The organism is uncultured Desulfobulbus sp. (assembly GCF_963662935.2).
Classification (GTDB): Bacteria; Desulfobacterota; Desulfobulbia; order Desulfobulbales; family Desulfobulbaceae; genus Desulfobulbus.
On sequence record NZ_CAXXTL010000002.1, the window covers coordinates 143,974 to 159,359 of the forward strand.

The 15,386-nt window shown below is 44.6% G+C and carries 12 protein-coding genes; 8 read left to right on the top strand and 4 right to left on the bottom strand.

Annotated elements, in window-relative coordinates:
* Positions 1–120 precede the first annotated feature (120 nt).
* From ACHZCX_RS05190 to ACHZCX_RS05220, 7 genes are all read left to right on the top strand, one after another.
* Complete coding sequence (locus ACHZCX_RS05190; RefSeq protein ID WP_319586172.1) at positions 121–534, top strand: hypothetical protein; 414 nt, start codon at positions 121–123, stop codon at positions 532–534.
* Positions 531–1,229, top strand: coding sequence for a glycosyltransferase family 2 protein (locus ACHZCX_RS05195; RefSeq protein WP_319586173.1), 699 nt, complete (start codon positions 531–533; stop codon positions 1,227–1,229). The genes ACHZCX_RS05190 and ACHZCX_RS05195 overlap by 4 nt, the downstream gene beginning before the upstream one ends.
* Positions 1,230–1,335: 106 nt before the next feature.
* Positions 1,336–2,247, top strand: coding sequence for a ribokinase (gene rbsK, locus ACHZCX_RS05200; protein ID WP_319586174.1), 912 nt, complete (start codon positions 1,336–1,338; stop codon positions 2,245–2,247).
* A gap of 196 nt (positions 2,248–2,443) precedes the next feature.
* Positions 2,444–4,579, top strand: coding sequence for a M48 family metalloprotease (locus ACHZCX_RS05205; protein WP_319586175.1), 2,136 nt, complete (start codon positions 2,444–2,446; stop codon positions 4,577–4,579).
* Positions 4,580–4,673: 94 nt separating this feature from the next.
* Complete coding sequence (locus tag ACHZCX_RS05210) at positions 4,674–5,702, top strand: alcohol dehydrogenase catalytic domain-containing protein (protein ID WP_319586176.1); 1,029 nt, start codon at positions 4,674–4,676, stop codon at positions 5,700–5,702.
* Positions 5,703–5,980: 278 nt separating this feature from the next.
* Complete coding sequence (locus tag ACHZCX_RS05215; RefSeq protein WP_319586177.1) at positions 5,981–7,030, top strand: Gfo/Idh/MocA family oxidoreductase; 1,050 nt, start codon at positions 5,981–5,983, stop codon at positions 7,028–7,030.
* Between the two features lie 287 nt (positions 7,031–7,317).
* A complete protein-coding gene (locus ACHZCX_RS05220; RefSeq protein WP_319586178.1) occupies positions 7,318–8,898 on the top strand; it encodes a HEAT repeat domain-containing protein in 1,581 nt (526 codons plus the stop codon).
* A gap of 164 nt (positions 8,899–9,062) precedes the next feature.
* Here the strand turns inward: ACHZCX_RS05220 and ACHZCX_RS05225 are convergent, their stop codons facing one another.
* Positions 9,063–10,196, bottom strand: a complete 1,134-nt coding sequence (locus ACHZCX_RS05225; RefSeq protein ID WP_319586179.1) for a Gfo/Idh/MocA family oxidoreductase — start codon at positions 10,194–10,196, stop codon at positions 9,063–9,065.
* Between the two features lie 134 nt (positions 10,197–10,330).
* Here ACHZCX_RS05225 and ACHZCX_RS05230 point away from each other — a divergent pair, with 134 nt between their 5' ends.
* Complete coding sequence (locus ACHZCX_RS05230) at positions 10,331–11,167, top strand: AraC family transcriptional regulator (protein ID WP_319586180.1); 837 nt, start codon at positions 10,331–10,333, stop codon at positions 11,165–11,167.
* Positions 11,168–11,201: 34 nt separating this feature from the next.
* On the opposite strand, the gene ACHZCX_RS05235 is transcribed toward ACHZCX_RS05230, so the two are convergent.
* The 3 genes from ACHZCX_RS05235 to ACHZCX_RS05245 form a co-directional block, all read right to left on the bottom strand.
* Positions 11,202–12,374: a nitrilase-related carbon-nitrogen hydrolase gene (locus ACHZCX_RS05235; protein ID WP_319586181.1), complete on the bottom strand. Its 1,173-nt coding sequence runs from the start codon at positions 12,372–12,374 to the stop codon at positions 11,202–11,204.
* A 150-nt stretch (positions 12,375–12,524) separates the two neighbouring features.
* Complete coding sequence (locus ACHZCX_RS05240; RefSeq protein ID WP_319586182.1) at positions 12,525–14,264, bottom strand: hypothetical protein; 1,740 nt, start codon at positions 14,262–14,264, stop codon at positions 12,525–12,527.
* Positions 14,261–15,265, bottom strand: a complete 1,005-nt coding sequence (locus ACHZCX_RS05245) for a hypothetical protein (protein ID WP_319586183.1) — start codon at positions 15,263–15,265, stop codon at positions 14,261–14,263. Before ACHZCX_RS05245 ends, ACHZCX_RS05240 begins: the two co-directional genes overlap by 4 nt.
* Between the last annotated feature and the right edge of the window lie 121 nt (positions 15,266–15,386).

Below are 15,386 nucleotides of genomic sequence, written 5' to 3' on the forward strand. Positions count from 1 at the left end.
TGTGGGTATGCATTCCTGATATAATGTCAGTAAGCAATCCGGCTTAAAGCGCTGGTATCTTACAATAATCAGATTACTTTATCGAAAATGGCGGGTATATTGAGGACAGGTAAAAAAACAATGCGTGGTTTTGCATCAAAACTTATGACGTTAATATTGATAGGATTACTGATCTATGGCATTTGGCAGATATCGGTATTGCGCAAAGAAGTGGCTTCTCTGAGAACTGAAGTGGCTCAACTCAAGATAATGAGTGCCGCAAAGCCTTCATCAGCATCTTCATTGAACGAAATCAGGAGTCATGTTGAGCTGGCAAGAGAATTTGCAGTCAAGGGAAACTTTGAGAAAGCTCGATCTGAACTACAGAAGAGTCTTGATGGGCTGGAAAAAGCCGGACGCGATGCAAGCGCTCCATCGTTGAACGCGCTTCAATCTGTACAGAAGAAGATGCGCGACACAGCAGATAACATTCAGAAACTTCTTGAAAAAATCGGCGCAGAACCGAAAGCAACTAAAGGCAGTAATGGGAAATGAAAGTAACCGCTGTTATACCGGCATATAATGAAGAGAACCGTGTAGGCGCCGTAATCGATGTCGTCAAACGCTGTTCTATGGTAAATCAAATCATCGTTGTAAGCGATGGATCTACCGATAAAACAGCCGAAGTCGCTTCATCATATGACGGCGTTATGGCGCTTAAACTCGTCCGCAACCTGGGAAAGGGCGGGGCGATGCTGGAAGGCGTAAAACATGCAGACTTCGAAGTGATTGTCTTCCTTGATGCCGACCTAATTGGATTACTTCCTGAACATGTAGATGCCCTTATTGCTCCGGTATTAGATAAAACTGCAGGGATGAGTATCGGCGTATTCAAAGGCGGTCGGAAATGCACCGACTGGGCACAGTTTATCACTCCATATATCTCCGGGCAAAGAGCGCTCCTGAAAGAAGACTTTCTATCTATACCAAATCTTCAAAATGCGCGTTATGGTGTCGAGGTAGCTCTGGGCCAACATGCAAGAGAAAATGGGATTGCCATCAAGATGGTAACATTCCGTGGAGTTACTCATCCTATGAAGGAAGAGAAACTGGGCATATTCAGAGGCTCATTTGCACGCAGCAAGATGTATTGGGAGATCGCCAAGCTCATATTTCGCACATCGCCGCGGACGATTAGGCTGAAACGTAAACTTGGTATCGCCACAGAAGACCGCATATCCAGACCTTAACTCTTCTATTGTGATTTTAACACATGATCTCAGCAACCACACCCTTTTCGCAGAATACCCTCATCATCTTGAATGATTATCTCTATATTCAGTTTGGAGTAATTCAATGAAATCAAAAATCATCGTTGTAGGTTCAACAAATACTGATATGATTATCAATGTGCCGATTCTGCCTGCTCCAGGTCAAACTGTCGTAGGGAGTGATTTTAAGATCTTGCCGGGGGGTAAAGGCGCAAATCAGGCGGTGGCTGCGGTACGATTAGGCGCTGATGTAACATTTATCTCTTCGCTTGGGTGCGACTCATTCGGTGACGAATCTATGAGCCGGCTTTCGTCAGAAGGTATCGACACCCAATATATCGTTCGGAAACCTGATGTACATTCCGGCACTGCGATGATATTTGTTGATGCATCCGGTGAGAATGTGATCGCAGTTAGTCCCGGTGCGAATGGTCTTCTTACTCCAAATGATGTAATCTCCGCTAAAAACGCATTTACTGAGAAAGCACTTGTCATCCTTCAGCTTGAAATCCCTATGGAAACCGTTCTGGCAACCGCAAAGATGGCAAAACAGATGGGGCATACTGTTGTGCTGAATCCGGCACCGATGTCATCTGACGGTCTGCCTGACGAGTTGCTTCAGTATGTTAATATCTTGACCCCCAATAAAGGTGAACTGATGCAGATCGCCCCTGATGCTGATAATGTCGATGTTGCGGTGCACCTTATACTGACAAAAGGGCCGAGCGCTGTGGTTGTTACGATGGGCAAAGATGGAGCGAAAGCCTTTGACAGCAGCGGATCTGTTCATGTGAAAGCGATCGAAGTGATGGCAATCGATACTGTTGGTGCCGGTGATTGCTTTACAGCGGCACTGGGTGTCTCAATTGCAGACGGCGCCTCTCTGGAAGATGCGTTGTTGTTCGGCGTTACAGCCTCCGGTCTCAGCACACTCGTCTGTGGCGCCCAGGAAGGGATGCCGACTTTGATCAACGTTGAAAGCCGAATCTCCCGCTGATTTTCCTGATCCAGACCACATCCTTACTGACTTGGTTTATATCTTCAATACGATTCTAGATAATCGATTTCTAAAATCCCCATTTATGTCCTCAATCGAGTTGATGTTTGATTATTCGATATTAAAGTGGTAAAGTACATGCAGCTTAATCTCATCAGATACATCATATAATATGATGATTGGTGAAGGGAGTGCAATGGATACACTTGTTTATGTGCTTTATATTCTGACAGGATTTGGACCGTCTGCCATTATCGTATATTTTGGAATACGAGCTTTGTATTCACAGACTGGCGATATTCGCGCAGATTATGGAGATGCTTCGAGTATACTAGACTGGCTGATGCCGGCCTTTGCAGTTACCGCTGTTGGAATAAAATTGCGTATCGGTACACCTGTTGAAGATACCGCAGTTTTATCATTTTTTCAAATACTTCTTACATACTATGCAATCCGATTTATATTGGATGTGCTTATATTGCGTTCAAGTAAATCACCTGATAAAACCACTTTGAAAGATGTCGTCAGACATGCGTTCTTGTCACAGGGCAAGTCAATCGGAATCCTGGCATGTGTGATGTTTTATAGACTATCACAACCCAACAGCTTTCCACTTGAGCCAAGTATATATCTGTTTGTTGCAATCTATTTCGCCGGATATTGGGGAATGTATTTCGCTGATCAACTGAGAAGGAACAGTTCACGTGTCAAAGTAATCATTCCAAAATCGCTGGAACCAGGCGAATTACGTACCCGAATTGGTGAGATCGCTTCATCAATGGGCCTCCAATTGACAGAGATATCAATCATAGATGATAGAGATTTCCCTATGACTAATGCTGCTGCCATCAATTTATACAATGATTCCCATGTAATCTTGACACACTCTCTTGTCAAGAACCTTTCTAAAGATGAAGTCGATGCTGTAATCGCACATGAAATTGGACATTGTGTAGACACCAACTGCTGGGAGTTATCCAACCTCTACAAATTCGGACTGATGCTGGTTTTTCTGGCGGTAATGGTTGTCGCAGAAAGATACATCAATGCGCTTCCTGCATCATTTTTATGGCTGCAATATGTAAAGTGGCTCTCGTTATTCATACTGCCGCCTCTTGCAGTGATGTGGTATTCAAGACAGAGAGAACATGAGGCAGATGCGAACTACGGTATTCTGGCAAATCCCCAGGCGTGTATCTCCGGTTTGTATAAACTCCATCTGATCAGCGATACCCCGATGAGCCGTCCAGTATGGTCGAAGTTGGTGTCGACACATCCTTCGATGGATCAGCGGATTAAACAAATCGCATCACAATACAAACTGACTGAATCTGAACTGGAAAATCTATTTGAGAGTGCAAAAGCAGATATTGAAGATCAATCAGATCCACGGTACGAACTTACGAGTTTTGCTGAAAAGTCATCCGACGAGGTATCTGAAAAGCTTGATCTGCTGAACTGTGATATTGATCCATTTCCTAATGTTAATGTAAGAATTGGATTCATGATCGGCGGAATGATCCAATTCGTAGTTTTTTTATTCTTAACAATGTTAAATATAAGCAAAGCTACTCCTTATATCATCATCTTAAGCTTTGCCCTTATGCTGGTAATGATGATTGCCCCAAATATCCTGCATTCGATTAAAAGTAAAAGAATCTATGCTGATTTTTACAAGTTGTTACTGAGCAAATTAATTACAAAATATGGCGATATGACCGGTGAATCACCAATAATTGTATATTATAAGCCTGATAGTGGTGAATATTGGCAATTCGCATGGTTAATAATTGAGAATGAAGAATTGCATCTGTTTGGAGAGATCAATGATTTAACAATCACAAAACACGAAGTATTGCGGGTTAACATTTACAACAATCCTGAAGATCAAGATAAGACTGTCATTTCATTAGATTTTATCGGAAATCTTAGTGCATACAGGCTGTTAATAGATAATCCTGTTACTGCAATCAAAGACGGCAAGACGCCGCGATCAATCTTTCAGCTTCAGAAATATATTAAGCAGAGAGTCATAGAGACTGATGTAAATCCTTATCAAGGAAATAAACCTCCTATAAAGCAGTTATTGATTAGAGGATCAATCGCTGTAGTGATACTTACTGCATCTCTATATCTTGTAAACCTGATCATTAAACTGAGCGGACTCGATCAAATTGACAACTTAAAATCTGCTCCTTATATCTGGGCAGTGATAATCATTGGAGGGGTATTGTTATCCTGGGTATTCCGCACAACAAGCACAACCCAGATTATAAGGGATGCAAAACCGGCAGAATCAGATGATGATTTAGACAAAGAAACCGGGCCATGAAAAGAGGAGATTGACACAGCCGCATAGTATTTACTTATCAAGCTAACTCAACAATCAAAATAACAATTATCATTTAAGTCATAAGGAGACAGCATTGAAAGTAACAGCAGCATATATTCAGACTCCTTTTCAAATCAGTTTGAAGCAGGTTGATCTTCCGTCACCTGGGAGTGATCAAGCGCTTATCGAAGTCCTGGCATGTGGAGTCTGTGGGCACGACATCGAAATCGGTGAATCACTGGCATCTGAACCGAGAGCATTCGGACATGAAATCGCAGGAGTTGTGCGTGAAATCGGCGAGAACGTAAAACATGTGAAAGTCGGAGATCAGGTTGCGTTGGAATCCAGCTCATTCTGCTGTGACTGCGATTTGTGCAGAAACGGCAGAGTCGATCTTTGCAATAAAGGTGCAGGATTCTGGACCGGCTTAACCATGGGATTCTCTGATGCTATGCTCGTTCCCGGACGATGTCTTGTTCCGGCGCCGGATATGGATGTGAAGTCAGTAGTTCTGGCTGAACCATGCGGTGTGGCAGTTGATATGATCAAGACCGCAGAGATCGGCCTTACCGACAAAGTGCTCGTAGTTGGCGCAGGGATCATCGGGTTGATGGGTATCGCAATCGCCCGCAGATTAACAACAGGCGCAGTCGTCGCCGTAAACAGAAGCAAGGGAAAACTATCCGGCGCCATGGAACTTGGCGCAGATGACGCGTTTTCCTCAAATGAGATAAGCATCCCTGAGATAGGAGCGCGTTTCGGTGGATTCGACAAGATCATGATAACCGCCCCGCCACAAGTCATACCGGACTGCATCTCAGCCGCGGCATATGGCGGATACATTGCCTTCATTGGATCTGACTTCAAAGGCGGAGGAGTCGTCCCAATTGATACTCATGCCCTCCATTTCGGTAAAAAGCAGCTTCGATCATCTTTCGCTTCACCGGCGATGTATTTCCCTCAAGCGCTTCATCTTCTGAAAACCGGCGTTGTTCCAGCAGACAAAATCATCTCACACACATTTCCATTAAGCCAGATTGATGAAGCAGTCAGAGTTATGCGTGAAGACAGAGAGACAGTCCGCAAAGTAATAGTAATCCCTGACAGCAAATTCAAAGCATAAATGTTTCTAGTGCAACTCAGATTTGTTTTCACTGAACAGCTATCAAAAGAAGACAAGCTAAGAACCTCCCCTTTTTTAAGGGAAGGCAAGTGGGGTGCATTTAAGTATGGTATATCACCCTGAGCATGAATATTTCCAAGGTAACTCAGATTTGTTTTCACTAAACAGCTATCAAAAGAAGACTAGCTAAGAACCTCCCCTTTTTTAAGGGGAGGCAGGTGGGGTGCTTTAAAGTATGGCATATCACCTTGATTTTCATGATGCATTGGAGGACAAGAATGGTAAAAGTAGGAATTATCGGATGCGGTAATATATCGCATTTTCATTATGAAGGTTATGAAAGAGCAGGCGCGAAACTGACTCATTTTTCTGACCTAAGACTGGAAGCCGCAGAGCATATGGCATCAAAATACGGCGCCAAAGCAAGTTCTGATTACAAAGTCCTGCTGGCTGATCCTGATGTTGACCTGGTGAGCATAACAACGATCTCATCTGCACACAAGCAGTTGTGCCTCGATGCGATAAAAGCCGGAAAAGGTGTTGTATGTGAGAAAACTCTGACAGAAAATCCGACTGACTCAGCCGAAATCGCAAGAGCAGCAGATGAAGCAGGAGTCTTCTGCGCGACTGCCTATATGAAGCGGTTTTTCCCTGGTATGCAGCAGGCAAAAGAGATGCTTGCTGATATGGGCGACATCATCAGTATTCATGCACGTTCATGGCAGCCAGGCGATTATTGGAATTGCGAGATAAACGAATGGCTTTTACAGCGCCCGTCACAGGTGGTTCGTAATTATGGTGGAGGAGTATTAGTCTGCGGAGGGAGCCATATTCTCGACTTGATACACTGGCTTGCCGGGCGACCGGTTGAACTCAGTGGAGATATGTTTGTGCGTGAAGGTCTGGATTTCGATATTCGAGCTAATGCATTAATGAATCTGGAGAATGGCGGTATCGTCAACTTTGAGGTATGCTGGCATCCTCTTACACGCGCCGGATACGAGCGGAACGGTTGGGATGAACGTCTGGAGATCAACACAACAAAAGGTCGCCTAGATATTTACACCGTGAAATGGGACACGCCGCAGAACAACGGAATGCTTCTTGTGCATCAGGATGCATTCACAGGCACATCTACCGAATACAGATTCCCCGCATATAACCCGTTTGATTTCGAGATGGCAGAGATGGTCCGTAGGTTTGAGGCTGGAGAGAAGCCATCACCGTCTGCCTGGGATGGATATGTGGTTGACGAGTTGATCGCTCACATTATCAAGAGTTCAAAGAAAAAGACGCGGCTCCCCATTAAGTGGGTCGACCGAAGCTGAATTGCATTAGTTGAACAAGGCAGCCTGTTGCTCTTATTGCGCTGCCTTGTTCGCACATTTTTCACTCATTGCGACCCCAGAATAACTTGAACCTCTACACGCCTTATTGATCCAAAAAATTCCTTATAACAAGCTGTATCATGATAACAGAATAAATGCGGAAAATATTTTACATCAACAAAGGAATATCAAACCTCAACATATAATTGTACAACAGCAATAAAACAAATATATGATTCTAATCCTCCATACCTTGATTTATTCATCGATGGAGCAGAGGAGGCTGTATGTATCGTGCTTGTTGTTTTATGGTATTTGCTATTTTACTGATGCTCTCTTCAGCATCACTGTTTGGTCAGGGCGAATCGTATACCCCTGAAGAAATTCACAGTAAATCATCTCAATTCTTCTTTGAACACATGATGCCTCCTGAAACCGGACATCACCAGTTCGCTTCACTTCAAGCGCTTGGTCAAAAAGCAAAAGATGGCGATGCCAAACTGCGCCGGGAGATCATCTACAAAGCAACAGTAATCATCAATGACAAATCTAAAGATTTTCAATATCGATGGCAGTGTATATATGTCCTTGGCGATACAGGTGATGTTGAAGCCGTGCCTGAGTTAGTTCGCATGATACAAGATAGCGAATCAGGTTTGAGTCCTTTTGCTGCCGAAGCTTTGGCCACGATATACAAAGATACCAAAAGTATGGCAGCAATCGACGCTTTACGAAAGGCGGCTGCCACCGATTCAAGCGTACGTGAAGTGCTGCATCGCCGTTTGGGCGAAACTGTCCCAGTCGGCAATCCGACTCCTACCCCTGCAATGGAAGACGTCAAAGAATTGGCTCCATCCGGTGCGCCTGTACCTCCAGCAGGACCTAAACCGCCGGTCTCCAAACCGCTGCCATGGCCATTTGCAGGAGATCAGAAAGCACAAAATATCTTCAATAACTATCAGCAGGCAACTGATACATATATCCATTGTGGTTTGGATTTCATACATCCGGCTGGAACACCTGTCAAAGCTGTCGGAGCCGGATATGTGGCAGCAATCTATACTAATTATCCAGAATGGAACACACATTATTTTTTTATCGTAACTCCTGTAAAGGGCGGCAAGAAGGGGTGGTGCTACACTCATATTGATCCCCGCACATATACATTCAAAGTGGGTGATTATATCCGCCGGGGTCAGAACCTGGGTTCGCTTGTTGACTTCTCCTTAGGCAAAGAACCTGGAGTTGCTCATTTGCATCTTCAGTATGCAAGTTTTACTAAAGATTCATCAGGAAAGGTAACATTGCACAACCTGCTAGATCCGCTATACTTTTTTGACTGGAAAGACACTGTGCCTCCGACTTTCAAACCACTGATTTTTGTTTCTGAAGGCTCTACGCGTCAGTTTGATGCTGATGATTCGGGCGTAGCATCAGTGAACGGCAAGATTGATATTCTGGCAGCAATAGCAGATAGCGGATATCCTGAACATATGGGTAATATCGGGACGCCGGTGGTGATGTACTCGATCAGCGATGGGACACATACCAAACAGAGACTTGTACTCGACCATCGTGGAGATGTCGGAAATGAGATGCTGACTAAACCGCTTTATCTAACCTATGAAGAGAAAAAAGTTTTTTTCAACCCTGATGGATTTCCTCGATATCAGATGCTGCGGGTAACCAAAACAGACGGGGACGGCTTGATCACATCGCGGGATGCATCCGAATGTTGGGACACAACCGGTAGAGATTCAACCGGCAACGCTTTGTGGCCGAATGGTGTGTATTCAGTGAATGTATATGCATGGGATATCGCCGGCAACAGATCAGTTGTTGGTGCAAGAGTTAAAGTAAATAACTAGACTGATACGTCTAAAACTTCCATAGTTGTCGAAGCAAACGATATATCAATAATATACAGCTCACGAAATAAACATAAATGGAGGGTGAAGTTTTTGTCGAACATGGTCAGCAGAACTACACCCTCCCCATTTCAATCGAATTTTATTCCAATCTCACTATCATCTTAACCAAACACCGGAAGCTTTATTTCTTTGCCGTCGTTCATCGCCGATTCATGTGCGCAGATGCCGACTGCTGTCCAGTTTGCCGCGGTAACAGCATCGATCGATGACGGACGGTCTTCGATGCACGCCCGGACGAACTCATGTACCATGTGAGGATGTGATCCTCCGTGTCCCCCACCGTGCATGAATGATGCATGGGGATTTTTCTCATCATAGACACCGTGCCTGGTGAATCGTCCAATCTCAGGAGGCAGCAGATCGGCTCTATCCGGTGGTGTGATGCGTTCCTGTGTGGTCTGGCGCGGACTTGTGCCTTGACCTAATGGTGATAGATGAAACAGTACCGGATTCTCAGAATCAAGCTGCTGCCATTCGAAACAGACGTCCTCTCCGTAGACGTTGAAACACTCAGTATAGGCTCTTGCACAGTTGAAAAGAGCGCGTGTAACCTCAGCTACAAATGGTCGATTTTTGAACTTCACCAATGCTGTTTCTATCGGATAAGGATTTCCATATTGCTCGTGGAGTTCTTGGCGCATCACCCCTGAGCCGAAGCACTGCACTTTCTCAGCTCTTGTTCCCGCAAGCGCCATCAAGGGAGCCACTGCGTGGGTCGCATACCACATCGGCGGCAATCCGAACCAATACGGCGGCCAGTTTTCCATATCCTGGTAATGAGCGCCTCTGAGCATCTGTATCTTGCTGAAGACTCCTTGTTTCATCAACTCTTTGACATACAAGAATGTCCGATCATAGACTGTTGTCTCCATCATCATGTAGATTTTTGAGTTTCGATTCTGCGCTTCTACAATCTGATGAAGGTCATCCAAACTGGTTGCCATCGGTACCGTGCAAGCGCAGTGCTTGCCTGCATTCAAAGCTGCAATTGTTTGTTTGGCATGTTCCGGTATGCTTGTGATGAGATGAATCGCATCGATATCAGGATCATTAAGGATATCATCGAACCGCGTTGTAGAAGGCACTTCTCCAAAATGATTGACGGCGTTCTCGATCCGCTCGGGATGCAGATCGCATATGGTGACCTTACGCACATTCGGATGATGTATGTATATCGGCACAAACTCAGCTCCAAAACCCAGTCCTACTACTGCTACATGCAATGGTTTGTTCATTATTTCTCTCCTTTGCGTTATCAACAATGTGTTTAATGGAATGTATTACTCATATATCTGTTTGTGGTATTTCATATCCTGGGTTATAATATCACGTTGATTCTTTTAACTGAATGTGTAGCGAGGCAATTAACATGCGTATTTTGGACAATAATATACCTGTTGACATAGCGCCTGGGTCAAGACTCGCATCCGGTATCAATGGGATTGGAGCGATCCCCCTTGCCGGATATTCTCCAAACAGCAATGGAGTACCACGAAGAAGAAAGTTTCCATATTTCGCCTTGGTCTACACGGTATCCGGTTCAGGGTATTACGAAGATGATCTTGGGAGACGCGAGGCTCTTTCGCCTGGAGACCTGATAACGCTATTTCCTGATGTCGGGCATATATTCGGTCCGCAACCAGGCTGTGAGTGGGGAGAGACTTTTATCGGTTTTATAGGACCTCTTTTTCAAGTGTGGCGAGATGCCGGATTGTTGATCCCTGAGCGGGCCATAAACCATCTGGAACCTGTTGAATGGTGGACAACACGTTTCGGACAGATGATTAAGCCAGGCGCAAACCTTCAAGAAGAACTAAATCGTATGATGTTGCTGCAGCTTTTACTCTCGGATATCTTTGGCAGGCGCGAGGGGATGATACAGAATCAGGAACGGATGGATTGGATCGAACGCGCGTCAGAATCAATCCGCACCCAGGCGGATAGACCATTTTCAGGATCAGAAATCTCAAACAGCTTAAACACCGACTACGATGCATTTCGCAAACGTTACACCCGTCTTGTCGGAGAATCTCCGCGCCGAACTCATACACGTCAGCAATTCGAATTGGCTTGCAGATTGCTTGAACAGTATTCTGTTCAAGAGACTGCAGATCGACTTGGTTTCTGCGATCCGTTCCACTTTGCTCATCGTTTCCATCAGTGTGTGGGGATGTGGCCTTCAGAATATAAACGCAGGATTGGGTAATTAAATCGAAGAACATTGGAGTTACACATCTACATTACTTTCCTTGCGACCTGCCAATCCACACATTCGTCAGAACCGCTCCATCCGGCGAGTCAGACACCGACGGTTTACCATCACGGACGGCACAAACAAACGAATCCGAACCCAGGTCCCACAGTTGTCCACGAAGGCATGATAACACCCCAAATTGTATACCCGTGCCTGAGATGCGTCCTGGGAGTGTGTATCTCTTCCAAGCCTCAAATGAGGTGATCTTCTCTGGGTCGGTGGGATTCACATCAGATGGAGTCTTGGCATTGCTGTATCCCTTCCAGATCTCTCTGAGTGAGCTATCTCCGCCGATGAATGACGACACCACGACCAGCTTAGCCTGCTTCTGACTCAGAACTCTGAAAGCCTGCGGGAACCAGGAGTCGGCGCATATCAGGACACCCAGCTTACCGGATGGTGTATCGAAGACTGGCAGGTCGTCTATCTTACCGGGACTGACGAAGTCCTTCTCATCGGCCGTTACGAACACCTTAATGACGAGTTCCGGATACGCGTTCCCATCAGGACGATACACAGGTGAGACGTTGTATAAGGGACCTTTGCCGGTTGTGCGTAGATGACCATCTTCCACATACGGCGATGGCAGGATCACCGAACCGCCTGCGATGGTTATATGGTACTTGCGTGCCAGGTATGACAGTGTCTTATCGTAGATCGAAGCCGACTTCTTCCCGCTGCTCCGGAATATGGCGTATTTGGTCCTGTCTGCGCATGGAGCCAACACCGCACCAGCGATGATTGAGGGGATGTTTGATAGTACCTTCATCTTCATGGCATCCATAATGGTCGGCGCTTCCCAGACTGAACGCTTCTCTCCGGCACAGAGCAGCCACGCGCCGAGATACTCTGGCAACACCACAATGGTGTTCTTCCTGAGCCAGCCCTTCCTGTCAGCCTCGCGGAAGTACCCATCGAGTTTGCTGCGAAATGCTTGCGCGCTCGAATAGTCAGCACCAAGTATCCACGGCTGTATGGCGACGATGTTTCCATTGCCGAAGTCTTTGCCATACTCGTATGTAAGCTCGATGTTGAGCTGGGGATCTCCTGTGTACCCTTCCCGCCCGGTCATCCGCCAGACATGGTATCCCCCGCATATGAGGAGGATGATCCCAATGGAAATCGTCCATTTACGATGTTTTCTATTGGTGAGGAACATGGTGGTGTATCCTCCATTTCATCGGTTGCATGAAGGTGCTATTTAATATACCCATTTTTGTGATCGGATATCTCGAATTCTCGCAAGCAGCTCATCGAAATAGTTGCTATCCATCTGATTGTCTTAACTGCTCTGGTTAGATGTTTTATATCAGGGTTGAGTTTTCCTTGTTTTTTGTGTAAATATCTCAGATGATGCTTTTTCGATCATCTGCCGGGTATTCTCGGCGGTTGCCTTCATTAATGCGGTGTTTACACCATTGATGCGTTCCGGCTGCCATGGATAATAACCAAGAGTTGCCTTGGAGAAGATGCCATGGACCATCAGAATGAAGAGCAAGAATATCATCTGAGCCGCATACATCCGCGCGAATGACCGGAAACCCCACTCCTGCACATCGACCGGCATATTGAAGAGGAACCTGAGCATCCCGGTCTTTACGCCGATATGCTGCGAATATCGACATCGAAGCTGGCGGATTACAACATATGCTGTGATAATCTGGATGAGAACTGCACCTAATCCTCCCAGGTTGTAAAAAAGCAGAGTGTTATCATCGATACCCGTACAGAATATGAAAGGTACGATTGTTATGCTCAGATAGGGAGCCAGTTTCGTCACTCCTAATATGGTTAAGGCGATTAACATGTAGATGATAACGAAAATCCTGGTGAGCCACCCCTCATCCCATGGCGAGAACTGCAAAATTTCCAGCCTCCTGCGCTTGCGAATGACTGCTAGAATAAGCCATGATACTGCGAACAAGAAGATACTGCCGGTAATCAATATGAAAAGCCATGAATAGCCATAAAATATATCATATCCAGATGTTTGTACGAATAATTTCTTGAAATCGGGATTAAGATCTTTTACAGCATGAGAGAATGCGTTGTTCGTATTTTTATAGGCTGCCAGTTTGCCGGAGAAACCAAAATCCTTATATATCGGTTCTAGTTCATTCCATCCCTTGGAATAAATCATGGCGCCTGTAGAAATATGGTAATCGGTCAATGGCTTCTGAAGAGCATATCTGATTCCATACTGACAACAGGTTTCGTATACTCCAATTGCTTCATCTACTTTGCCTTTGCGTAAAAGTTGATTTCCGTAATTAACTAACCCATCAGTTGTTCCAGAATAACCAAAATTATTACCGTTTATTTCGTATTCTACCATAGTTCCTTCAAAGCTTTGCGGCAATTCAGGGGATGTATAATCGAAAACATCCATAGAGTTGCCCTTACGAATCATCGATAGCATCTTATCGTATTGCGCCATTTCACTGTAAAATCCAGCGCGTTGATAATATATCCTGCCATTTCCAGGATCTGAGGCGGCAAGCTCATCCAGATAGCGGAAACAATCCTGCCAAAATATTTTAGAGTATAACCGCCTTCCATTTATTGGATTGATATCTATCTGTCCTGTTCTGTTTGCTTGGGCTGTTATAACATTATCAGCTTGCTCTCTCAAAGCTTGGGATCGATATCTGTAATATCGATAACTCGTCAGTTTTATCGCTCTTTCACCGAGTTTGCTCTTCTTAAGCAAGATCGGTAATTCTGACGAAGGGTATTGCCAGATGAGTGCCTGCTCGTAGAGGGAGTTCCCCGGCGACAGCTCCAGTGCCTTTTCAAGTTTCGTGATTGCTAGTTTCCTCTGCTCTTCCTGGTACACGGCACCATTACTTACAAAAGGTACCATCCGCAATATAAAACTGCTTCCCTCAAACCACGAATCAATGTAGAGTTTCTCCGCTCTTTTTTCGCGGTTCAGGAGCGGTACTCCGGCTTGTATGAATATTGTGAGTAACACAAGTGCAGATAGACCGATCTGCACTCGTTTCCATCTATTGCTTCCAGTGATGGTGTTTGGTGATTGGCTGTTCATTTTGCGCCTCTTCTCTTAAGGAGAAAGTCCGGTGTTATTATCGGTGGCATTGTACTTATTCTGGCATATTCCACCTTCTGAGGTTTCTGTCCCTCAGAAACACACCATTGATTTTTGGAGCCAAAGCCGTATCCTTGCAAGTTGTGATTCATGTAAATTGTGTAATAGAGCGTTGAGGTCGTTTCATCATATTTATCGAGTTGGATGGCGGCTATATCGAGGTTTGTAACCAGTAATGTATCTTTGGAAGTCTTAATGTTGAACAAATGGATTGAGAGATGCTCATATTTATCCGGAATCACATAAGCGATCAGGTTGAGTCCAACCCACTTGTTTTTGATGTTCCGCCGGTTCGATGCGATTTTCCAGAGTTGCTTCGTTTCGATGTCTACAGCATTCAGGTTATACAAATCCATATCGCCATATTCATCTTTGGTCCTTCTAAGGAAAGCGAATTTACTGTAATCGTTGGATTCGCTGAAACCGAATACAATACCGGTCAAGGAATATTTCTTTTTAATGGTTTTCCTGTTATAAAAAACTACATTAGTATATTCATCATAACTTTGTGATCTTTTTCCGCTCTGCCCATACGCAACATATTGTGAATATGAGATTATATTATCTACCTCTCTGATGTCACTGAGTGTTTTTTTGAGACCGTGAGCAGAGGGATCATATACATAAAGGCTGGAAGGTACTGATCCAACCCAGGAAGAGTAAGTCGTGATAAGTAGACGCTGTAGATTGTCACTGTAATATATTTTATCAATACTTCCCGGTAGCTTGATTCTGGTGAGGATCTTACCTTTTGAATTCTTCCCCAGGATGATATTTTTATGCCATCCGACTTTCATTATGCTGTTGATCTGATCCGAAGACTGCATTGATTTTGGATAATCACGGGTGACTATTATTTCAGTATAGGAGGTTTGATACCAATGATAACCAATCGAAAGCAGTATGATGAGGGAAACGGCGATGATCAACAACTTCTTCATTGTTGGCTCCCTTGATGTTTTATTGTATGATAAAATCTGTAATTATAATATATTCGACTTATGCAAGCATTATAATGTTTCCCACATTTGATAAATATTTTCTAACTTGTTTGCCTAGATG